This window comes from Pseudomonas sp. CFBP2511 (assembly GCF_030209255.1).
GTDB classification, from domain to species: domain Bacteria; phylum Pseudomonadota; class Gammaproteobacteria; order Pseudomonadales; family Pseudomonadaceae; genus Aquipseudomonas; species Aquipseudomonas avellanae.
Map to the genome: position 1 here is coordinate 380,921 of NZ_JARVSI010000028.1, position 21,932 is coordinate 402,852.

The window sequence follows — 21,932 nt, forward strand, 5'->3', positions numbered from 1 at the left end:
ACTTCCTGTTCAGACGGCGGCAGTAGGCTGTTCATGTTTGAATCTGCACCATAAAGGCGGTAGATCCTCAGGCACCGGACGGTAAGTGCCGATCTCGCCCCAGTTGCCGGGACCGTGGAAGTCGCTGCCGGCCGAAACCAACAGACCGAACTCGCGGGCAAGGATGGCCAGGGTGCCGACCTGATCGGCAGGTTGCATGCCATTGACCACTTCGATGGCATGCCCACCGGCCTGGACGAAATCGCCGACCAGTTTACGCCGTTTACTGCGGGTAAAGTCATAATGCGAAGGATGCGCGAGGCTGACCCATGCGCCCGAGGCACGCAACGTGGCCACGGTGTCTTCCAGCGTCGGCCAGTGCTGCTTGACATCGCCCAGCTTGCCCGCCCCCAGCCATTTGCGAAACGCTTCGGCGCGATCCTTGACGAAACCGGCGCGCACCATGAAGTCGGCGAAGTGCGGACGCGCGGGCGCATTGCCGCTGTCACCCAGCGCCTGCTGGATGGCCCGGGCACCTTCCAGCGCGCCAGGCATACCTTTGATCGCCAATTTACGGCTGATTTCTTCAGCGCGCAGCCAGCGTCCTTCATGCAGACGGGCGATGGCTTCGGTCAATGCCGGGGCCTGGGTGTCGAACCCGTAGCCCAGTACATGAATGGTCGCGCCACCCCAGGTGCAGGACAGCTCGACCCCGTTGACCAGCTGCATGCCCAGTGAATGCGCCGCTGTACGGGCCTCTTCAAGCCCTTCGAGGGTGTCGTGGTCGGTCAGCGAAAGGACGCGCACGCCGTATTCATGAGCACGGGCAACCAGCGCCGTGGGCGAGAGTGCCCCGTCGGAGGCGGTGCTGTGGCAATGCAGGTCAACATTCATAGTGGTGCTTTCGTGTTCATTGATGTTTGTTATTATGCCGCCACATCCTGCTTCTGGCTGCCATTGTGAAACAATTCATCGACTTCATCCCGCTGCTCCTGTTTTTCATTGTCTACAAAACCGAGCCGCGTGCCGTGGATATCCTCGGCAACAGTTACACGTTCGGTGGCATATTCAGCGCAACGGCCATGCTCATCATCAGTTCGGTGGTGGTCTACGGCATTCTTTACATCAAACAGCGCAAGCTGGAAAAGAGCCAATGGCTGACGCTGGTCGCCTGCCTGGTGTTCGGCAGCCTGACGCTGGCTTTTCACAGCGAAACCTTCCTGAAGTGGAAGGCCCCGGTGGTCAACTGGCTGTTTGCCGTGGCCTTTGCCGGCAGTCACTTCATCGGCGACCGCCCGCTTATCCAGCGCATCATGGGCCATGCCCTGACCTTGCCGGCGGCCATCTGGACCCGGCTGAATATCGCCTGGATCATCTTCTTCCTGTTCTGCGGCGCGGCCAACCTGTACGTGGCGTTCACTTATCAGGAATTCTGGGTCGACTTCAAAGTGTTCGGCAGTCTGGGCATGACCCTGATTTTCCTGGTCGGCCAGGGGATCTACCTGTCGCGCCACCTGCACGACACCACACCCAACACGCCCAAATCCGAGGACTGACATGCTCTACGCAATCATCGCCACTGACGTCGAAAACTCGCTGGAAAAGCGCTTGAGTGTACGCCCTGCACACCTTGAACGCCTGAACACGCTCAAGGATGCCGGCCGCTTGGTACTGGCCGGCCCAAACCCGGCGGTCGAGAGCAACGATCCGGGCGCTGCCGGTTTCAGCGGCAGCCTGGTTGTCGCCGAGTTCGAATCCTTGAGCGCAGCGAAAACCTGGGCAGAAGCCGACCCGTACGTCTCAGCTGGCGTCTACGCCAACGTCGTAGTCAAGCCGTTCAAGCAAGTCCTGCCCTGATCCCCCCTGCAAAAGCCTTGCACCGCTCTGTTTGCATTGAAGCAGAGCGGTGTCGCTTGCGCCGCCCTTGCTCATATTTCCCGACGCCCTGCCGATAACCTGCTCAATGTGCGAATTTATACGGTTCGGTAAAAGGGAATTCAGATGCGTTCAGGTACGTGGTGTCTGTGGGCGGTGTTGATGGCGACGGGTGTGCCGGCAAACGCCGAGACGGTTAATGAAACCGGTGCAGTTCAGCCTTTGCACCTGCCTACCCCCGCCAACCAGATTGCCGACCTGCAGTTGCGCCTCAAAGACAGCGAGCGTCAGCGCGGCGAGCTGACACAACAGTTGCAGAACGCCAACCCGGAGCGCGACACCGCGCTGTTGACGCGCTTGCGCCAAGAGAACCAAAAGCTCAAGTTGCAGCTCAAAGAAGCATTGTCGGCCGCACCTGCGCGCGTGCTGACCGAGCAACAACAATGGTTCGTCGCGGGCGGTGGCGTTGCGATGTTCGCCCTTCTCTGCGGTATATTGATCAGCGGTTGGCGTAGGCAACGTCGGCAGTGGCTAAATTGAGTGAGTCATGAGCGAGCTGTTACTAATTGATGATGATCAGGAGCTGTGCGAACTGCTGTGCAGTTGGCTGAGCCAGGAAGGTTTTCAGGTGCGCGCCTGTCACGACGGGACCAGCGCCCGTCAGGCTCTGGCCGAGGCCGCTCCGGCTGCTGTGGTGCTGGATGTGATGCTGCCTGACGGCAGCGGCCTGGAACTGCTCAAGCAATTGCGCGCCGACCATCCCGACCTGCCCGTGGTCATGCTTTCGGCACGCGGCGAGCCGCTGGACCGCATTCTGGGCCTTGAACTGGGCGCTGACGATTACCTGGCAAAACCCTGCGACCCCCGCGAACTCACCGCCCGGCTGCGCGCCGTGTTGCGCCGCAGCCACCCGGTCGCGTCGTCCACGCAACTCGAGCTGGGCGACCTGACGTTCAGCCCGATGCGCGGCGTGGTGAGTGTCGACGAGAAAGAACTGACCCTGACGGTGTCCGAGAGCCGTTTGCTCGAAGCGCTGATGCGCCAGCCCGGCGAACCGCTGGACAAGCAGGAACTGGCGCAGCTGGCACTGGGCCGCAAGCTGACCTTGTACGATCGCAGCCTGGACATGCACGTCAGCAACCTGCGCAAAAAAATCGGCCCGCACCCCGACGGCCGCCCGCGCATCGTCGCCCTGCGCAGCCGCGGGTATTATTATGCTCTTTGAGCAGCGGCAAGCTGCAAGCTGCAAGCTGCAAGTAAAAGCAAAGCGCTTCTGGCTTGCAGCTGACAACTTGTACCTACCCCCTTACACAAGCTTTACCAAGCGCTGACCGCGCTTGACCTTGATCTCCCTAAACTGGGCTCATCGGCATCGAGCCGCACTAGAGACAAGGAGATACACCATGCGCAAGACCCTGATCGCTTTGATGTTCGCCACTGCCCTGCCAACTATCGCAATGGCCGCTCCGCCAGCACCTCCCGCCGGTGCCCCTGATGCAGACGCACCCGGCATGCACATGCAGCGTGGTGACCGAGGCCCTGGTATGCACCGTGGCCCAGGCCCGCTCAAAGAGCTGGACCTGACCCGCGAACAGCGTCAGCAGATCGACCGCTTGATGCGCGAGCAGATGCATGAGCGCCGCGAGATCACTCAGAACTACCTGGAAAAAATGCCGGCTGCCGATCAAAAGGCAATGCGCGACGAGATCGAAGCCAAACGCTCCAAGACCGACAGCGAAGTTCGCGCACTGCTCAAGCCTGATCAGCAGAAGCAGTTCGACGAAATCAAAAAGAAAGAAGACGAGCGCCGCGCCGAATGGGCAGAATTCAAAGCCTGGAAAGCGGCAAAAACAGCCAAGGCACAATAACCGTCAGGCCATATGGCCCGATGAGTTGAAACCAACCCGGCATGCACACGCATGCCGGGCTTTTTTACTGAGATCGAGGGAATCCTGTGCGCTCATTGTTCTGGCGAATCCTGGCCAGCTTCTGGCTGGCCATCGCTCTGGTTGCAGGGCTGTCGGTACTGCTGGGGCATATGCTCGACCAGGATGCGTGGATCCTCAACCGCCACCCGGTGCTCAACTCGTTGCCAGAAAACTGGACACAGCGCTTCGAGGAAAACGGTGCCGACAGCGCTCAGGATTTTCTACAGGACATCAAACGGCGTAACCGCATCGATGTTCAGGTGCTCAGCGACAGCGGCGAACCGGTCATACGCGGCACCTTCCCGCCACGCGCTGCCGCGTTTGAAGCCCGTCAGCAGGAAGACGCCGACGAAAACGGCCGCAAACTGCCCTGGCGCCGGTTGGCCACCGAATACAGCAGCCCGAAGACCGGCGAAACCTACCTGTTCATCTACCGCATCCCGCACCCGGAACTTGACGCCTGGCATCGCCAGAGCCTGATGTGGCCGCTGAGTGCGCTGGGTATCGCGCTGGTGGTTCTGACCCTGTTCAGCCTGTTTGTGACACTCTCGATCACCCGCCCGCTGAGCCGTCTGCGCGGTGCCGTGCATGATCTGGGGCAGACCAGTTATCAACAGCACAGTCTCGGCCAACTGGCCAACCGCCGCGACGAATTCGGCGTGCTGGCCACCGATTTCAACCGCATGGGCGCGCGCCTGCAAAGCCTGATCGGTAGTCAGCGTCAGCTGTTGCGCGATGTGTCACACGAGTTGCGTTCGCCACTGGCCAGGCTGCGCATTGCTCTGGCACTGGCTGAACGCGCAGAACCTGCCGAGCGTGAAAAGCTTTGGCCGCGTCTGGGCCGTGAATGTGACCGACTGGAAGCGCTGATTAGCGAGATTCTGGCGTTGGCGCGTCTGGACGCAGATTTCGGCGGGCCTGAGCCAGTCGATCTGAACGAGCTGTTGCACCGACTGAAAAACGACACGCACCTGGACGGTGCCGAACAGCATATTCAGGTCGAGGTGCAGCACGATCTGCACCTGCAAGGCTGGCCGGACATGATCGAGCGGGCGCTGGACAACCTGCTGCGCAACGCCCTGCGCTTCAACCCGGCCGGGCAGCGGATAGACTTGCAAGCGATTCAGGTCGGCGATCGAGTCAGCCTGAGCGTTCGCGACCACGGCCCAGGCGTTGCCGACGAGCACCTGGCGCAATTGGGCGAACCGTTTTACCGTGCCCCCGGCCAGAGCACGCCGGGCCACGGCCTGGGGTTGGCGATTGCCAAACGCGCCGCCGAGCGGCACGGCGGCAACCTGATACTGGGCAATCATCCGGACGGCGGGTTCATTGCCACCCTTGACCTGCCAAGAGAGCCGATCAGCCCTTCATCGGTTTAGGCCTGCCAATACGTTAGCCCTGCCACTCACTGACAAACTCGCCAACGTCGACCTTCGGGGCCTCGCGCGGCGGGTTCAAGGGCGTCCCAAGGTACAGAAAGCCAATCACCTCTTCGCCCGCGGCAAGCCCGAAGCCTTGGGCAACCTGCGGCGCATAGGACAAATCCCCGGTGCGCCAGACCGCACCGACACCTAGCGCATACGCTGCCAGCAGCACGCCGTGGGCGGCGCATCCCGCGGTGATCAGTTGCTCTTTGCGGGGGACTTTGAAGTGATCCTGCAGGCAGGCAATCACCACCACGACCAGCGGCGCACGCAACGGGCCGAGACGGGCCTTTTCCAGCGCCTGCGGGGTGACTTCGTTGCCGCTCTGTTGCAGCGCTTCAACCAGCAAATCGCCCATGCGCTCGCGGGCCGATCCTTCGACGGTCAGGAAGCGGTACGGCTTGAGCTGGCCATGATCCGGCGAGCGCAGGGCTGCGCCGAACATGATTTCTCGCTGCGCAGCGTCCGGGGCCGGGTCGACCAGCCGTGGAACCGATACTCGATTGAGCAAAACCTCAAGCGCCTGCATGGGCTGTCTCCTTGAAAAAATGATCGGGCATTCTAGAGCCTGTTTACCGTCAATAACGAGTGCGGTGGACAATTCCTTACCCGGCCTGTCGAACCTTGCCGCGGATTGCGCTGGTTTACATGCCTTGAAGCGCAGGTAGAATGGCGCCTTTCCTGATACCAGCCAGAGCCATCCATGTCGTTGCCGACCTTTCGCATTATCGGTTTCATTATCGGCATCTTCCTGATCACCCTGGCTGTGGCCATGATCGTGCCGATGGCCACGCTGGTCATCTACGACCGCTTCGAAGACCTGCGCTCGTTTCTGTGGGCCAGCGCCATCACCTTTATCGCAGGCCTTGCGCTGGTGGTGCCCGGACGCCCCGACAACGTCCAGTTACGCCCTCGTGACATGTACATGCTCACGGTTTCCAGCTGGATCGTGGTGTGCATCTTCGCTGCCCTGCCCTTTCTACTGACCCAGCACATCAGCTACACCGACTCCTTCTTTGAAAGCATGTCGGGCATCACCGCCACCGGTTCGACTGTGCTCAGCCATCTGGACAGCATGTCGCCGGGTATTCTGATCTGGCGTTCGATGCTCCACTGGCTGGGCGGTATCGGTTTCATCGGTATGGCCGTGGCGATTCTGCCGTTGCTGCGCATCGGCGGCATGCGCCTGTTTCAGACCGAATCGTCGGACCGCTCGGAAAAGGTCATGCCCCGCTCGCACATGGTGGCCAAGTTCATCGTGCTGGCCTACGTCGGCTTTACCGCGCTGGGCAGCCTGGCGTTCTGGGCGGCGGGCATGAGCCTGTTCGATGCGATCAACCACGCGATGTCGGCGATTTCCACGGGCGGTTTCTCCACTTCCGACCTGTCGCTGGCCAAGTGGCCGCAGCCTGCGGTGCACTGGGTGGCGATTGTGGTGATGATTCTCGGTAGCCTGCCGTTCACGCTGTATGTCGCCACGCTGCGCGGCAACCGCAAGGCGTTGATCAAGGATGAACAGGTGCAGGGATTGATCGGCCTGTTGCTGATCACCTGGTTGGTGATGACGGTGTGGTACGCCAACACCACTGACTTGCCGTGGACCGAAGCGCTGCGCCATGTGGCGCTGAACGTGACGTCGGTGGTAACCACTACGGGTTTTGCACTGGGTGACTACAGCCTGTGGGGCAATTTCTCGCTCATGCTGTTCTTTTATCTGGGTTTTATCGGTGGCTGTTCCGGTTCGACGGCAGGCGGGGTAAAGATTTTCCGCTTTCAGGTCGCTTACATTCTGCTCAAGACCAACCTTAATCAGTTGATTCACCCACGCGCGGTGATGAAGCAGAAATACAACGGGCATCGACTGGACGACGAAATCGTTCGCTCGATTCTGACCTTTTCGTTCTTTTTCACGATCACCATCTGCCTGATTGCGTTGATGCTGTCGCTGCTCGGGCTGGACTGGATGACTGCGCTGACGGGTGCGGCCAGTACGGTTTCCGGTGTCGGGCCCGGGCTGGGCGAGGTCATTGGCCCGGCGGGTAACTTCTCCACCCTGCCGGATGCTGCCAAGTGGATTCTGTCCGGCGGTATGCTGCTAGGACGTCTGGAAATCATTACTGTGCTGGTGCTGTGTGTGCCGGCGTTCTGGCGGCATTGAGGCCGGGCAGCGCTCATCGTGATACACATGTTTTGAAGAGCCCAAAAATCGGGGCTGAAACTGCAGTATCTAGCTGGCCAGAAATGTCTGTGGGAGTGAGCTTGCTCACGAAGACGGTATTTCATACGATGCATTTTCGGCGATTATGCCGGCCTTTTCGCGGACAAGTCCGCTCCCACATTCATCCTCGATTATGATTATCGTGCCGATGCTCCGCGTCGGCATGCAGTTCTGGACGCTCTGCGTCCTCTTTGTGGCGCTTCGCGTCACGCAGCGGTTTGGCGATTTCAGTTGGATATGTTCACGGCTCAGGGCACCTTTTCGCCCCTCGGCGAGTGACTTTGAAGGATTAAAGTAACCAAAATCCCAGCTCCGTTTCCGGCCCGACTTCGTCGGGTTCCTTCGCCCTGACACTGATCCGGCGGTCGCTGCAACGGGCCATCCTTGGCCCGGTGCAGCTTGCTCGGCGTCCTGCCTCGCATCCCCCGGATCAGTGCCAGGGCTCAGCCGTCACTTACGTCGCACTTCGCGTCGTCAGTGCCATCGTGATAAAAAAGCGTTTTTTCAACTATCGTGAGACGCTCCGCGTCGCATGCAGTTCTGGACGCTCTGCGTCCTCTTTGTGGCGCTTCGCGTAATACAGCGGTTTTGCGATGTCAGTAATGTTTGTTTACGGCTCAAGGCACATTTTCGCCCCTCGGCGACTCACTTAAAAGGACCAAAGTGAGCAAAGTCCCAGCTCCGTTTCCGGCCCGACTTCGTCACACTCTGCATCGTCATGCCATCGCGGTCGAAAAGCACTTCGTTGGCAGCAACTGCGAACAAGGCTTGAGATTGTTTTGCAAGGGAGATTTCTGACGTAGAGCGTCACGAACTGCATGCCAACGCGCATTGGCACGATAGTCGTAAACATGAGCACGACTCGACTACTGCACATCAGCACGCTATTCAGCTAAATTTGTGTATAACAACAAGAACCAACACGAGGGTGTGCGCTGTGGAGACCATCAAGCGTTTCTCAAGCTTTGCCGAGTTCTATCCTTTCTACCTCGCCGAGCACAGCAGCAGTACCAGTCGGCGTCTGCATTTTGTGGGCACTTCGCTGGTTATCTTTTTGCTCGCGTTTGGCGTGGGCAGCGGTCGCTGGGGGTTGTTGTGGTTGTTGCCGGTCGCGGGGTACGGTTTTGCCTGGGCGGGGCATTTTTTCTTCGAGAAAAACCGGCCGGCCACTTTCAAGCATCCGTTTTACAGTCTGCTCGGTGACTTCGTCATGTACCGCGACATGTTGCTGGGTAAGGTCCCTTTCTGACCGAGACTCGCCGGATCACGTAACCGTTTCGCTGACCGGCTCGCGAATCCCCTGCTGAGCCGCTAGCACATGCGCGTCCGCCAGGCGGAACAGTTCGATGTTGCCGTCCAGATGCTCGATCAGTGCGGTACAGGATTCGACCCAGTCGCCGCAATTGAGGTATTCCACACCGCCCACCTGGCGGATTTCCGCATGGTGAATGTGCCCACAGACCACGCCGTCCAGCCCGCGCTTGACGCATTCGTGGGCGATGGCCTCTTCGAAATCGCTGATGAAGTTCACTGCACTTTTGACCTTGTGTTTCAAGTACGCCGACAGCGACCAGTAGCCATAGCCGTATTTGGCCCGCCAGTGGTTCAACCAGCGGTTGAGGGTCAGGGTGAATTCGTAGGCCGAGTCGCCCAGAAAGGCCAGCCAGCGGTGATAGCGGGTGATCACATCGAACTGGTCACCGTGGATGACCAGAAAGCGGCGGCCATCGGCAGTTACGTGCTCGGCTTCGTCCACCAAATGGATGTTGCCCAGAATAAGCTTCGAGTAACGACGCAGGAACTCGTCATGGTTGCCGGTGACGTAAATCACTTCGGTGCCGCGCTTGCTCATGGTCAGCAAGCGCCGAATCACGTTGGTGTGCGCTTGCGGCCAGTACATGCCACCGCGCAGTTTCCAGCCGTCGATGATGTCGCCGACCAGGTACACCTTGTCCGCCTGATAACGCTTGAGAAACGCCGACAAGTGCTCGGCCTGGCAGTCGCGCGTGCCCAGGTGAACGTCAGAAATCCACAAGGTCCGCACACGTTGTTTGCGGCTGGGTGTGGCGAGCTGAGCACTGGTCATGTGACGACCTCCGGCAGGGTTTTGAAGAGAGTGGAGCATGCCGGTTAACCGAATGTGACACGTGCATGGCGATGTTGTGACAGTCGCCCGGGTTACTGAGGATTGCTGGGCGTTTGGCGGTCGTTATGACCCAGATCACGGGCCGGATCTATCTGGTCGCGCAGCCGCTGCTTGAGCACCTTGGCCTCGGGAAAGCCGCCGTCGGCCTTGCGCTCCCACAGTTGCACGCCATCGCAGGTAATGCGGAACGCACCGCCGGTGCCCGGCTGCAAGGAAACCTTGCCCAGATCATCGCTGAACGTACTCAACAGTTCCTGGGCCAGCCAGGCCGCGCGCAGCAACCACTGACATTGGATGCAATAGGTGATGATGACTTCAGGTTTTTTGGCAGACATGGACGTCTCCTCCAGAAATTCAGACGACCATGATACGCACCGCGCGCAGGTTCAACGAGCACTGGCGACGCGACGCAGTTCGCTGAACGTCGAGTCCGGGGCCGACGCTTGCGGCGCAGTGTCAGGCTCAGCCCCCTTGACGCCCAGCAACCCCAGCAGGCGACTGCGAATCAACTGAAAACCGGCCTGCCCGCTGTCACGCTGGCGCGGCAGATCGATGCGAATGTCATCGGCGATCTTGCCATCGGCCAGCACGATAACCCGATCAGCCAGCAGGATGGCCTCATCGACATCGTGGGTCACCAGCAGCACCGCAGGGGTGTGCTTGCGCCACAGGTCGATGATCAACTGGTGCATGCGGATGCGGGTCAGGGCGTCGAGCGCCGCAAAAGGCTCGTCGAGCAGCAACAGTTTCGGCTCGCGGACCAGCCCGCGCGCCAGTGCCACGCGCTGCGCCTCGCCGCCGGACAGCGTGGCCGGGAAGGCATTCAGCCGATGCGCCAGGCCGACTTCGGTCAATGCCGCGTGCGCTCGCGCCTTGGCGTCGTTGACGCGCAGGCCGAGCGCCACGTTTTTCCAGGCACTTTTCCACGGCATCAGGCGCGGCTCCTGAAACACAGCGGCACGCGCTACCGGCACGCGCAGTTCACCGCTGTCGATACCGTCCAGCCCGGCCAGCGTGCGCAGCAACGTGGTCTTGCCGGAACCGCTGGCCCCCAGCAGCGCGACAAACTCGCCTGCTGCAATGTCCAGATCGAGCCCGTCAATGACCCGTTGCTGACCAAACTGACGAACCACATTACGCAGTTGCACCGGGGCCGGAATGGTGACGGATGGCGTGTTACGCAGATCGAAAGTCGCCATGCTCAATGCCTCACGAAGGTTGGACGCCAAGCCAGCGCATAGCGCTCCAGCGTGCGAATAATGCCGTCGATCACCAGGCCAAGAACGCTGTAGATCAGCAAGCAGATAACAATCACATCCGTGCGCATGAAGTCGCGGGCATCGCTGGCCAGAAAGCCGATGCCGGCCGTGGTGTTGATCTGTTCGACGAACACCAGCGCCAGCCACGAAATACCCAGCGAATAGCGCAGCCCGACAAAAAATGACGGCAAGGAACCTGGCAGGATGACGTGCCAGATCAGCTCGCGGCGGCTCAGGCCAAGCGTGTTGGCGGCCTCGATGAGCTTGGGATCAATGTTGCGGATACCGGCAAACAGGTTCAGGTACACCGGAAAGGTCGTACCCATCACGATCAGCGCGACTTTGGTGAACTCGCCAATCCCGAACCAGAGAATGAACAGCGGCACCAGCGCCAGGGACGGAATGGTGCGCAGCATCTGCATGGGCGAATCGAGGGCGATTTCTCCGCGTCGGGAAAGACCGGTCACCAGCGCCGCGACCACGCCAATGCTCACGCCGATACTCAGGCCCAGCAATGCACGTTGCAGCGACACCCACAAATGCACGGCCAGCTCGCCCGAGACGATCATCGACCACAGCGTGCCGCCAATCTGCGACGGCGCGGCGATCACACGGACCGGCAGCAGACCGGTTTGCGAGGCCAGCTCCCAAAGCAGCAACAGCAGCAGCGGGCTGAGCAGACGCAAGACAAACCCCGGCACCTGCCAACGCTGGCGACTGTGCTCGGTGGCGCCGGCCAGCTCAGGCTTGTTGACCACCAGAAAACCGGAGTTGGCGGGGTTGAATGTTGTTTCAGACATAAAGGCATCCTTCCTCAGTGAATCGGACAGGAACACGCCCGATGCAGTTAGGAAGACCATGCTATGTGCATAAGAACATCATGTGAAATTCCATTAAGACCTAAGCTAATCGTAAAATAGCTGATCAAGAACAGATAATATAATGCATATTTTTTATAATTAACTTAGACCAAAATCGAATTTCACAGCGTCTGCCGCTTGCCTTTATGGTGCCTCTCGACAAGGTCGAACGGACCTCAACCATTGGCAGGAGTTTTCATGAGCATCGAATTCATTGGCTACATCGCCACGCAACCCGGTTCTGAAATTCACCCGCGCAGTGGCGCGACTATCCAGCCCGACTACGTGAAGACGGTGGCCAAGGCTCATGAAGACGCAGGTTTTGACCGTGCGCTGATCGCGTACCACTCCAACAGCCCGGACAGCACGCTGGTTGCAGCACATGCCGCCAGCGTGACCAGCACGTTGAAATTCCTCGTAGCCCATCGCCCTGGGTTCATCTCCCCGACCGTGGCAGCCCGGCAGTTTGCGACGCTGGACGTGTTCAATGGCGGGCGCACGGCGGTACACATCATCACCGGCGGCGACGACAAGGAACTGCGCGCCGACGGCAGTTACATCGGCAAGGACGAACGTTACGCGCGCAGCGACGAATACCTCAGCGTGGTGCGTCAGGAGTGGACCCGCGACACGCCGTTTGATCATCAGGGCACTTACTACCAGTTCGAGGGTGCGCACTCGCAGGTCAAGTCCCCGCAGTTGCCGCATATCCCGCTGTACTTTGGCGGCTCCTCGGCAGCGGCGATTGCCGTGGCCGGCAAGCATGCCGACGTCTACGCGCTGTGGGGCGAGACGTACGAGCAAGTGCGCGACGTGGTCAAACAGGTCCGCGCCGAAGCCGCCAAACACGGACGCACCCTTCGCTTCAGCCTGTCGTTGCGGCCGATTCTGGCTGAAACCGAAGAGAAGGCCTGGGCGCGCGCTGACAGTATTCTGGAAAAAGCCAAGGCATTAGCAGACAGCAACGGCTTTGTCCGCCGCGAACCGCCGAACGAAGGCTCGCGTCGCCTGTTGGCCGCGGCTGCACAGGGTTCGCGTCTGGACAAGCGCCTGTGGACGGGCATTGCCGGCCTGCTCGGCGCGCAAGGTAATTCGACGTCGCTGGTCGGCACCCCGGAGCAGGTCGCTGAAGCGTTGCTCGATTACTACGACCTTGGGATCACCACCTTCCTGATTCGTGGCTTCGACCCGCTGGAAGATGCCATCGATTACGGCAAAAAGCTGATCCCGCTGACTCGCCAGTTGGTCGCTCAGCGTGAACAGCAGGCTCGCGAACAAGTCGCCTGATTCAACGCCCTGCGGACAGGCCAGACGTGCGATTGAAGTCTGCCTGCCCGCAATGACGTGTTCAGGCTGCGGCTGAAAGCGGTTTGAGGGAACGCGCCACCAGCGCGCCAAAAGCCTCGACCGGCGCTTGCAGGTTGCCGAGAAAGCGCGGGTAAAACAGCCACAGGTCCATTACCGGTTTGAAGTCCTTGAGCGGCAACACCACCAATTGTTCGCGGTGGGCGCTGCGCTCCAGCAACGGTCTTGGTACCAGGCCCAGCCCCATGCCATCGGCCACCAGCCCGAGTTGCAGCTCAGTGCCGAAGGTTTCCAGATTGACCTTCATGCTCAGGCCCTGATCGGTCAACGTACGCTGTAAACCTGCACGAAAACCGCAGCCATCGGGGTTGAGCACCCAGCCCTGCTCGTAACAATCTGCCAGCTTGCCGGGCTTTTTCGGCACCGAGCCTTTGGCGCAGACCACCACCAGTTCCATCTTGCCGATGGACTGACCGACGATGTTGTCCGGGAATATCTTGCCTGCCGGGAACAACGCTGCCGCCGCATCCAGCTCGCCGTTTTCAATCTTGCCGATCAGGTGGCTGCCCCAGCCGGTGCTGACCTGCGCGCGCAAGTCCGGGAACTCGCCGCGCAATTGCTTGAGCGCATCGAGCAGCACCACGTCGCCGATGGTTTGCGGCACGCCCAGCCGCAGCAGGCCGCTGGGCGGTGTGTCGCTGGCCACCAGCTCGCGCAGCGAATCCATCTCGCGCAGGATGGCAAGGCACTTCTGGTAGACCTGAATACCCATCGGCGTCGGCTTGAGCGGCTTGGTGTTGCGGTCGAACAGCTCGACCCCCAGCGCCTGCTCGAAGTTCTGCACCCGGCGCGTGATGGCCGGCTGAGTCAGATCCAGCGATTCAGCGGCGTGGCTGATCGACTGACAGCGGATGACTGCAACGAACGCATCGATATCATCAATTTTCATTCGGACCGCACATAAAAAGGAGAAGAAACATAGGCAAAAAGCATAGTCCCGGCAGGCGTTCATTCATAGCCCGCCTGGCACACCGATGCTAGATTTCGCGCCTTTCGAGCACGAAGTAAAAGACGTTTTCGTTATAACCTAATCATTAAAAAATAGCATATTAAATATCTATATTATGCTTATATCAGACCATTCCCCTGACCCTGATCTGGAATGGACATGACTCAGAACCGACACCCGGAACGACTCGGGGCCTTTATCGATGCGCTGGCCGAACTGATAGGCAGCGAGCCGCACGAAGGCGATCTGTTGCGTCGCGGCGGCAAGCTGCTGGCGCAACTGGTCAGCCATGATGACTGGCTGGCGGACGAGTTCGCCCAGCCCGACCCCGCCCGCTATCAGCAATTTCTGCTGCATGCCGACCCGCAGCAGCGCTTTTCGGTGGTCAGTTTTGTCTGGGGGCCGGGGCAACGAACGCCTATTCACGACCATCGGGTCTGGGGCCTGATCGGCATGTTGCGTGGCGCCGAGCATTCACAGGGCTATGTGCGCAATAGCCAAGGGCGCTTCGAGACCAGCGGCCCGTCGATTCGTCTGCAGCCCGGCCAGGTCGAAGCGCTGTCGCCACACAGCAACGATGTCCATCAGGTCAGCAATGCCTTTGACGATCAGGTGTCGATCAGCATCCACGTGTACGGCGCCGACATCGGCACCGTGAAACGCGCCGTCTATGACCTGGACGGCAGTGAGAAACTGTTTATTTCCGGCTATTCCAACGTCGCTGCTATCACACGTGCCCACCAGGACCTGCCAACAGGGAGTTACACCCGATGACCACACCCGCCACCCGATCTTTTGCCGACGTTCGTCAGGCGTTGCTGGACCGTCAGGAACTGGCCCTGGTAGACGTGCGTGAAGAAGCGCCGTTTGCCGAGGCTCATCCGCTGTTTGCCGTGAACATCCCGCTGTCGAAACTGGAGCTGGAGGTTTTTTCGCGGATTCCACGTCGTGATACTGCTGTCACCCTCTATGACAACGGCGAAGGTCTGGCGCACATTGCGCTGCAACGCCTGCAAGCGATCGGCTACAGCGATGTGCAACTGCTCGATGGCGGTTTGCAGGGCTGGCGTGAGGCTGGCGGCGAGCTGTTCATTGATGTGAACGTGCCGAGCAAGGCGTTTGGCGAACTGGTGGAGCATCAGCGCGCCACGCCATCGCTGGCCGCCGAAGAAGTCAAAGCCCTGCTCGACAGCAACGCCGATGTAGTGGTGCTGGATGCGCGGCGTTATGACGAATACCAGACCATGAGCATCCCCGGCGGTATCAGTGTGCCGGGCGCCGAACTGGTGTTGCGGGCGCGGGAGCTGGCACCGGACCCGAACACGCGAATCATCGTCAATTGCGCCGGTCGCACGCGCAGCATCATCGGCACCCAGTCGCTGGTTAACGCAGGCCTGCCTAATCAGATCAATGCGCTGCGCAACGGCACGATTGGCTGGCTGCTGGCCGGGCAGACACTTGATCATGGCCAGAACCGGCGTTTTGCAGCGGTCAGTGAAGACACCCGCGAAACCGCCAGTGCCGATGCGCGCAAGGTCGCTGACCGGGCCCGTGTCACACGCGCCAGCCGCGCTGACCTGCAACGCTGGCAAGCCGAGACTTCGCGCACCACTTACCTGTTCGATGTACGCAACCCTGAAGAATTTGCCAAAGGCCATCTGCCCGGTGCGCGCTCGACGCCGGGTGGGCAGCTGGTGCAGGAAACCGATCATTTCGCCAGTGTGCGCGGCGCACGGATCGCGCTGGTGGACGACGACGGCGTACGCGCCAACATGTCCGCTTCCTGGCTGGCACAACTGGGCTGGGATGTGTCGGTTGTCGATAATCTACAGGCAGCAGACTTCAGCGAACAGGGCGACTGGGACGCGTCCTTCCCGATCCCGCCGCAAGTCGAGGCGATCAGCGTCGAGACGCTTGTGTTGTGGCAGTCACAGGTCGAGGTGGCGGTGCTGGATTTCACCGCCAGCGCCAATTATGTCAAACAGCACATTCCCGGTGCCTGGTGGACCCTGCGTGCCGACCTCAAGCAGGCGCTGGGCAACCTGCCTGCCGCTGACCGCTACGTGCTGACTTGCGGCAGCAGCCGTCTGGCGCGCTTTGCGGTCGCCGACCTTGAGGCACTGACCGACACGCCGGTGTTTTTGCTCGAAGGCGGCACCGCCAGCTGGATCAAGGCCGGCTTGCCGCTGGAGCACGGCGAAAGCCGACTGGCCTCGCCACGCATCGACCGCTACCGCCGCCCTTATGAAGGCACCGATGCTCCGCGCGAAGCCATGCAAGCGTACCTGGACTGGGAGTTTGGCCTGGTGGAGCAATTGGCACGGGACGGGACACACGGGTTTTACGTGATTTGAGCGTGTGAATGACTATCGTGCCAATGCTCTGCGTTGGCATGCATTTCTGGACGCTCCGCGTCCAACTGTGAACCAGCGGTGCGACGCAGATTTGTGACGCGAAGCGTCACCCAAGGCATTTCCACGCTGGAGTGTGAGGAACGATAAGGGTCACGGCCGACCAACCGACTCAATGGAGAAACACCCTAATGCTGCCTTTTTTCAAATCCGCCCTGCCCCTTAAAGCCCTGCTGCTGGGCGCGTTGCTCAGCCTACTGGCAGGGCAGCAGGTGGTGGCTGCCGAACAGGCACCGCTGCGGGTGGCCAATCAGAAGTCGCTGCTGAAAACACTGTTGCAAGTCTCCGGTGAACTCAAGGATGTGCCTTACGAGATCCAGTTTTCCGAGTTTCCTTCCGCCGCACCACTGGGTGAGGCGCTGAATGCTGGCGCGGTGGACATCGGTGCGCTGGGCGATGCACCTTATGTGTTCGCGCTCGGCGCCGGTGCGCCACTGAAAGTGGTCAGCATCACCCACGCTCAGGGCCGCTTCACCACGGCGGTGCTGGTGCCCAAAGATTCGCCGATCAAGACCGTGGCCGATCTCAAGGGCAAACGTATCGTCACCGGGCGCGGCTCCATCGGCCATTACCTGGCGATTCGCGCCCTGCACCAAGCAGGTCTGAAAACCAGCGACGTGACCTTCATCAATATGCTGCCCAGCGAATCACGCCTGCTGCTGGACAGCGGCGACGCCGATGCCTGGGCAACCTGGGACCCTTACACCACGATTTCCATCACACAGAGCGACGCACGCGTACTGGTCAGTGGCAGCGAACTGCTGAGCAATCACCTGTACCTGGCGGCGACCAGCAAAGCCATCGAAAGCAAACGCGCCCAGCTGGACGATTTTGTGGCCAGGGTCGAGCGCGCCTTCAATTGGTCCAACGCCCATCCGGAAGAATACGCAGCCGCTCAAGCGAAGGTCACCGGCCTGCCGCTGGCGGTGCATCTGGCAGTGGCCAACGCGACGAAGATGCAGCGCACGCCGATTGACGATCAGATCATCCAGGGCCTGCAAAACACCGCTGACACCTATCTGGCTGAGGGCATCCTGACCAGAAAAATCGATGTTTCAACAGGCTTCGACAAGCGCTTCAACGCTTCGCGCGCAGAGATTGCTCAGGCCGCCGCTCGATAACCGCTGCATAACCGCTGCGAAAAGGACCCCGCATGACACTTTCAACCCTGCGCCCTACCCCGCGCCAGCAGTATGAATCGCCCGAGTCAGCCGAGGATTTCACCCAGCGGCTGGCCGACCTGACCCGCACGCTGGCCGAAACAGCCGAGCAGTACGACATCAGCGCGCAGTTCCCTCACGCCAACTTCCGCTTGCTGCACAGCCACGGACTGCTCGGCCTGACCGTGCCTGCCGAACTGGGCGGCGGCGCTGCCGACCTGTCGCGGGCGCAGCAGGTCATCAGCGCAGTGGCCAGAGGCGAGCCTTCGACAGCGCTGATTCTGGTCATGCAGTACCTGCAGCATTCCAGGCTGCAGGACAACCGCAACTGGCCGAGCCACCTGCGCGAACAGGTGGCCAAAGAGGCCGTGCACGAGGGCGCGCTGATCAACGCGCTGCGTGTCGAACCCGACCTGGGCACACCTGCGCGTGGCGGCTTGCCGGGCACCATCGCCCGGCGCAGCGCCGAAGGCTGGCGCATCAGCGGCAGCAAGATCTACTCCACCGGCAGCCATGGCCTGACCTGGTTCGCCGTGTGGGCGCGCAGCGATGACGAGGACCCGCTGGTCGGCAGTTGGCTGGTGCACAAGGACACGCGCGGGATCAGCATCGTCGAGGACTGGGACCATCTGGGCATGCGCGCCACCTGCAGCCACGAGGTCAGGTTCGACAACGTGCGAGTGCCGCTCGAACACGCGGTCAGCGTCAGTCCGTGGAGCGCCCCGCAATCCGAGCTTGATGGTGCCGGCATGCTGTGGATGTCGGTGCTGCTGTCGTCGGTCTACGATGGCATCGCTCAATCTGCCCGCGACTGGCTGGTGCACTGGCTGGAACAGCGCACGCCTTCCAACCTGGGCGCCGCGCTGTCGACCCTGCCGCGCTTTCAGGAAACAGTCGGGCAGATCGACACACTGCTGTTCGCCAACCGCAGCCTGCTGGAGTCCGCCGCCCAAGGGCACACACCCGCACAGCATGCCGCGCAGATCAAATACCTGGTGACCGGCAATGCCATCCGCGCAGTGGAGCTGGCCATTGAGGCCTCGGGCAATCCCGGGCTTTCACGCACTAACCCGCTGCAGCGTCATTACCGCAACGTGCTATGCGGCCGGGTGCATACGCCGCAGAACGACGCCGTGTTGATGGGCGTGGGCAAAGCGGTATTTGCGGCACGCAAGCAGAGCCAGTAAGCCGCTTTCAGAGCAATGGCGGCGGCTCGAACGCCGTCACCGGCGGCACCGCCTGATCCCATTTGACGATTTCTACTGAAGCGGTCTGCGCAGCACAGCCTTGCGACAGGCTGGAGGCGCCGACATCCAGCGTAATCACATTGGGATTGCCGTGCTTTTCCAGGCTGCCAGGCTCGCCATGCACCAGTGGATCGAACCAGGCACCGGTGGCGATCTGCACCACGCCGGGTCGGATACCGTCCGACACGATGACGCCCGCCAGAAACGCCCCTCGCTCGTTGAACACCTTGACCACGTCGCCATCGACCACCCCGCGCAGCTGCGCATCCAGGGGGTTGAGGGTCAGCGGCTCACGGGCCTGTATTTTCGAGGCTCGGCTGTAGCTGCCGTGGTCGTACTGGCTGTGCAGACGGGTTTTGGGCTGATTGGAGAGCAGATGCAGCGCATGGGTCGGCGCGGGTTTGTCCAGCCACACCGGGTGGCCGGGGCAGTCGGCATAGCCAAACCCGGCGATGCGCTCGGAGAAAATCTCGATGCGCCCGGACGGCGTTGGCAACGGGTGCGTATCGGGGTCGTCGCGAAAGGGTTTGAGCAGTACGTTATCGGTGGGCGGATAGTCGATTTCCAGCAAACCGTCACGCCAGAACTGCGCGAAGTCCGGCAGAGCAATTTCGAAAGTTTCAGCGCGCTCACGGGATTCGTCGTAAATGAATTGCAGCCAGGCTTGGGCATCGCGACCTTCGGTGAACGCCTGTTCGACGCCAAGCCGTTCAGCCAGCCCGGCCAGAATCGAATAATCATCGCGGGACTCGCCCACCGGCTCGATGGCCTGTTGCATGGCGATCATGAAGCGGTCAGACGCCGAACTGCCGATGTCATTGCGCTCCAGTGCCGTGGTCGCGGGCAGCACGATATCCGAATAACGCGCCTGAGCGGTCCAGAACTGTTCGTGAACGATGATGGTTTGCGGTCGCTTCCAGGCCTCCAGCAGTCGGTTGAGGTCCTGATGGTGGTGAAAGATGTTGCCGCCCGCCCAGTACACCAGCCGGATGTCCGGGTAAGTCTGCTGCTGGCCGTTGTAATCGAACGACGTGCCGGGGTTGAGCAACATGTCGGTCACCCGTGCCACCGGAATAAATGCCTTGATCGGGTTACTGCCCTGGGAAAAGCGCGGCCCGGAAAACGCCTTGCGGCCGCTGCCGGTGTTGTTCATACAGCCATAACCCAGGCCGAATCCACCACCGGGCAAGCCGATCTCCCCCAGCAATGCCGCGAGGGTAACGGTCATCCAGAACGGTTGCTCCCCATGAATGGAGCGCTGCAGTGAATAGGCGACATTGATCATGGTGCGCTTGCTGGCCATACGCCGCGCCAGTTCGACAATCTGCTCTGCCGGAATATCGGTCAGCGCCGCCGCCCAGCGCGGGTCTTTCGGCTGGCCGTCGGTGTAGCCCAGCAGGTAGTCGCGAAAACGCTCATAACCCACGGTGTAGCGCTGGACGAAATCTTCGTTGTGCAGACCTTCGCTGATCAGCACCCAGCAAAGCGCCATCATCAATGCGGTGTCGCTGCCGGGACGTACCGCCAACCACTGGTTGTGCGTCGGACCTGCCAGATCATCACGCAGCGGGCTGACGTTGACGAACTGCACCCCGGCATCGGACATGCGCTGCAACGCATCGACCAACAGGTGGTCGCTGGCACCGCCGGGACTGGTTTGCGCATTCTTGGCGGGCAACCCGCCAAAGGCGACGAACAGCTCACAGTGCTCGGCAAGGTTGTTCCAGGACGTATGCGCCGCCAGCAGCCAGTCCATGTTGCCGACAATGTGCGGCATCAGCACCCGCCCGGCGCCCAGGCTGTAGCTGTCGGTGCTGGACACATAGCCGCCGATGCAGTTGAGGAAGCGGTGCAACTGGCTTTGCGCATGATGAAAGCGCCCCGCGCTGCCCCAGCCGTAGCTGCCGCCAAAAATCGCCTGATTGCCGTACTCGCGTCTGACGCGCTGCAACTCCTTGGCAACCAGGTCCAGCGCCACCGCCCATGACACCTCGACGAAGGGCTCCTGCCCGCGCAGTTGCGGACACCCGCCGTTTTTTTCAAGAAAGCTGCGGCGCACCGCCGGGCGCATGACGCGCGTCGGCGAGGTAATGGCCTGGGCTACCGAATCGCCAATCGGCGAAGGGTGCGTGTCCCATTCCGCTGGCAGCAAGGCCGTCAGCTTGCCGCCCTCAACCTGCGGACGATAAGCGCCCCAGTGCAATGACGTGAAACTCATGGTGCGGGCTCCCGGATGAGACGGTCGATCAGCGGGCAACCTGCGTCTGGCTGCCCAGCGCCGCATTGAACGACTCGTCGAACACGCTGGCAGCAGGATAGCGCTTGGTCAGCCCGGCGTTGTTGAAAAAGTCGATGGTCTGCTGCGCACCGGCCACCACTTGCGGGGTAATCGGCGCCACCACGACCTGCGCGCGGGAAAACCAGCGGCGTGCGACCTGCGCATCGGCTTTGGTCAGCGCGGCCCAGGCATTGGCGTAGCGTTCATTGTGCTGCGGGTCACTGACCGACCAGGCGCGGGCAGCCTGCAGGCGTTGCAGGAAGTCGCTGATCTGCGCACGTTTGTCCTTGATGGCCTGATCGTTGGCAACAATGAAGCTCTGCGCGGGGATCAGCCCTTCGGCGGTGGCGATGATGCGTGCGCCCTGGCGCTCTTGTTGAGTGACGTAGGGTTCCCAGGTTGCAATCGCGTCCACCGAGCCGCCGTCCAGTGCGTGGGAGGAATCCAGTGCACTGAGGTAACGATAATCAACGGCGCCGCGGGCGACCCCGGCCTTGTCCAGTGCGGTGAGCATCAATTGCTGGCTGAACGAGCCTTTCCAGATAGCGACTTTCTTGCCCGCCAGATCGGCAACCGTGTGGATCGGCGAATCCTTGCGCACCACAATCGCAACGCCGTCGAGGTTCTGCCGCGACACGCCGATCACCTTGATCGGCGCCCCCAGCGCCCCCATGAACAGCGCAGGCGAATCGCCCAGCAATCCGATGTCCAGGCTACCGACGTTCAACGCCTCAGCGACCGGGGAGCCTGCGGTGAACTGCTTCCACTCAAGCTCGTAAGGCAAATGTATGGTCAGCCCACCTCCTGCAATCGCAGTTCGATGAGCGGTAAAG

At 60.9% G+C, this 21,932-nt stretch carries 22 protein-coding genes; 13 read left to right on the top strand and 9 right to left on the bottom strand.

Annotated elements, in window-relative coordinates; all coding sequences use genetic code 11:
* Positions 1 to 9: 9 nt before the first annotated feature.
* The gene (locus QRN38_RS24525) at positions 10 to 873 is read right to left on the bottom strand and encodes a PHP domain-containing protein (protein WP_005767709.1); all 864 of its coding nucleotides are present in this window, start codon (positions 871 to 873) and stop codon (positions 10 to 12) included.
* A 65-nt stretch (positions 874 to 938) separates the two neighbouring features.
* Between QRN38_RS24525 and QRN38_RS24530 the strand changes: the two genes are divergently transcribed.
* The 6 genes from QRN38_RS24530 (at position 939) to QRN38_RS24555 (ending at position 5,161) form a co-directional block, all read left to right on the top strand.
* Positions 939 to 1,535 (top strand): septation protein A, encoded by a 597-nt coding sequence (locus QRN38_RS24530; RefSeq protein WP_004396551.1) that lies wholly within the window; start codon positions 939 to 941, stop codon positions 1,533 to 1,535.
* A 1-nt stretch (position 1,536) separates the two neighbouring features.
* The gene (locus QRN38_RS24535; protein WP_285362764.1) at positions 1,537 to 1,836 is read left to right on the top strand and encodes a YciI family protein; all 300 of its coding nucleotides are present in this window, start codon (positions 1,537 to 1,539) and stop codon (positions 1,834 to 1,836) included.
* Positions 1,837 to 1,980: 144 nt separating this feature from the next.
* A complete protein-coding gene (locus QRN38_RS24540) occupies positions 1,981 to 2,394 on the top strand; it encodes an SH3 domain-containing protein (RefSeq protein ID WP_057418641.1) in 414 nt (137 codons plus the stop codon).
* 7 nt (positions 2,395 to 2,401) lie between these two features.
* Complete coding sequence (locus QRN38_RS24545) at positions 2,402 to 3,079, top strand: response regulator transcription factor (protein WP_004396544.1); 678 nt, start codon at positions 2,402 to 2,404, stop codon at positions 3,077 to 3,079.
* A 178-nt stretch (positions 3,080 to 3,257) separates the two neighbouring features.
* A complete protein-coding gene (locus tag QRN38_RS24550; protein ID WP_057418642.1) occupies positions 3,258 to 3,722 on the top strand; it encodes a Spy/CpxP family protein refolding chaperone in 465 nt (154 codons plus the stop codon).
* An 86-nt stretch (positions 3,723 to 3,808) separates the two neighbouring features.
* Positions 3,809 to 5,161: a sensor histidine kinase gene (locus tag QRN38_RS24555; protein WP_044391147.1), complete on the top strand. Its 1,353-nt coding sequence runs from the start codon at positions 3,809 to 3,811 to the stop codon at positions 5,159 to 5,161.
* A gap of 13 nt (positions 5,162 to 5,174) precedes the next feature.
* On the opposite strand, the gene QRN38_RS24560 is transcribed toward QRN38_RS24555, so the two are convergent.
* The gene (locus QRN38_RS24560; protein WP_005616576.1) at positions 5,175 to 5,735 is read right to left on the bottom strand and encodes a nitroreductase family protein; all 561 of its coding nucleotides are present in this window, start codon (positions 5,733 to 5,735) and stop codon (positions 5,175 to 5,177) included.
* Between the two features lie 174 nt (positions 5,736 to 5,909).
* Here QRN38_RS24560 and QRN38_RS24565 point away from each other — a divergent pair, with 174 nt between their 5' ends.
* Positions 5,910 to 7,364: a TrkH family potassium uptake protein gene (locus QRN38_RS24565; RefSeq protein WP_005767693.1), complete on the top strand. Its 1,455-nt coding sequence runs from the start codon at positions 5,910 to 5,912 to the stop codon at positions 7,362 to 7,364.
* 997 nt (positions 7,365 to 8,361) lie between these two features.
* Positions 8,362 to 8,673, top strand: coding sequence for an Mpo1-like protein (locus tag QRN38_RS24570; RefSeq protein ID WP_005767692.1), 312 nt, complete (start codon positions 8,362 to 8,364; stop codon positions 8,671 to 8,673).
* Positions 8,674 to 8,688: 15 nt separating this feature from the next.
* Here the strand turns inward: QRN38_RS24570 and QRN38_RS24575 are convergent, their stop codons facing one another.
* The 4 genes from QRN38_RS24575 to QRN38_RS24590 form a co-directional block, all read right to left on the bottom strand.
* Positions 8,689 to 9,510: a UDP-2,3-diacylglucosamine diphosphatase gene (locus tag QRN38_RS24575; RefSeq protein WP_057418160.1), complete on the bottom strand. Its 822-nt coding sequence runs from the start codon at positions 9,508 to 9,510 to the stop codon at positions 8,689 to 8,691.
* A 92-nt stretch (positions 9,511 to 9,602) separates the two neighbouring features.
* Complete coding sequence (locus QRN38_RS24580; protein WP_057418161.1) at positions 9,603 to 9,905, bottom strand: Rdx family protein; 303 nt, start codon at positions 9,903 to 9,905, stop codon at positions 9,603 to 9,605.
* 51 nt (positions 9,906 to 9,956) lie between these two features.
* The gene (locus QRN38_RS24585; RefSeq protein ID WP_057418162.1) at positions 9,957 to 10,769 is read right to left on the bottom strand and encodes an ABC transporter ATP-binding protein; all 813 of its coding nucleotides are present in this window, start codon (positions 10,767 to 10,769) and stop codon (positions 9,957 to 9,959) included.
* A gap of 2 nt (positions 10,770 to 10,771) precedes the next feature.
* Positions 10,772 to 11,629, bottom strand: a complete 858-nt coding sequence (locus QRN38_RS24590; protein ID WP_005767688.1) for an ABC transporter permease — start codon at positions 11,627 to 11,629, stop codon at positions 10,772 to 10,774.
* Between the two features lie 258 nt (positions 11,630 to 11,887).
* Between QRN38_RS24590 and QRN38_RS24595 the strand changes: the two genes are divergently transcribed.
* The gene (locus QRN38_RS24595; RefSeq protein ID WP_007245099.1) at positions 11,888 to 12,976 is read left to right on the top strand and encodes an LLM class flavin-dependent oxidoreductase; all 1,089 of its coding nucleotides are present in this window, start codon (positions 11,888 to 11,890) and stop codon (positions 12,974 to 12,976) included.
* 61 nt (positions 12,977 to 13,037) lie between these two features.
* Here QRN38_RS24595 and QRN38_RS24600 read toward each other — a convergent pair whose 3' ends face one another.
* Positions 13,038 to 13,943, bottom strand: coding sequence for a LysR family transcriptional regulator (locus QRN38_RS24600; protein WP_005767686.1), 906 nt, complete (start codon positions 13,941 to 13,943; stop codon positions 13,038 to 13,040).
* Between the two features lie 219 nt (positions 13,944 to 14,162).
* Here QRN38_RS24600 and QRN38_RS24605 point away from each other — a divergent pair, with 219 nt between their 5' ends.
* From QRN38_RS24605 to QRN38_RS24620, 4 genes are all read left to right on the top strand, one after another.
* Positions 14,163 to 14,777, top strand: coding sequence for a cysteine dioxygenase family protein (locus QRN38_RS24605; protein WP_057418163.1), 615 nt, complete (start codon positions 14,163 to 14,165; stop codon positions 14,775 to 14,777).
* Positions 14,774 to 16,357: a rhodanese homology domain-containing protein gene (locus tag QRN38_RS24610; RefSeq protein WP_057418164.1), complete on the top strand. Its 1,584-nt coding sequence runs from the start codon at positions 14,774 to 14,776 to the stop codon at positions 16,355 to 16,357. Before QRN38_RS24605 ends, QRN38_RS24610 begins: the two co-directional genes overlap by 4 nt.
* 188 nt (positions 16,358 to 16,545) lie before the next feature.
* Complete coding sequence (locus QRN38_RS24615; protein ID WP_011103705.1) at positions 16,546 to 17,535, top strand: ABC transporter substrate-binding protein; 990 nt, start codon at positions 16,546 to 16,548, stop codon at positions 17,533 to 17,535.
* A gap of 32 nt (positions 17,536 to 17,567) precedes the next feature.
* A complete protein-coding gene (locus QRN38_RS24620) occupies positions 17,568 to 18,761 on the top strand; it encodes an acyl-CoA dehydrogenase family protein (protein ID WP_057418165.1) in 1,194 nt (397 codons plus the stop codon).
* 7 nt (positions 18,762 to 18,768) lie between these two features.
* Here the strand turns inward: QRN38_RS24620 and QRN38_RS24625 are convergent, their stop codons facing one another.
* Positions 18,769 to 21,039 carry a molybdopterin guanine dinucleotide-containing S/N-oxide reductase gene (locus tag QRN38_RS24625; RefSeq protein ID WP_057418166.1) on the bottom strand — a complete coding sequence of 757 codons (2,271 nt, stop codon included), beginning with the start codon at positions 21,037 to 21,039 and terminating at the stop codon, positions 18,769 to 18,771.
* Between the two features lie 28 nt (positions 21,040 to 21,067).
* Positions 21,068 to 21,932: ABC transporter substrate-binding protein (locus tag QRN38_RS24630; RefSeq protein ID WP_285362774.1), on the bottom strand; the 865-nt coding region annotated here is incomplete at its 5' end.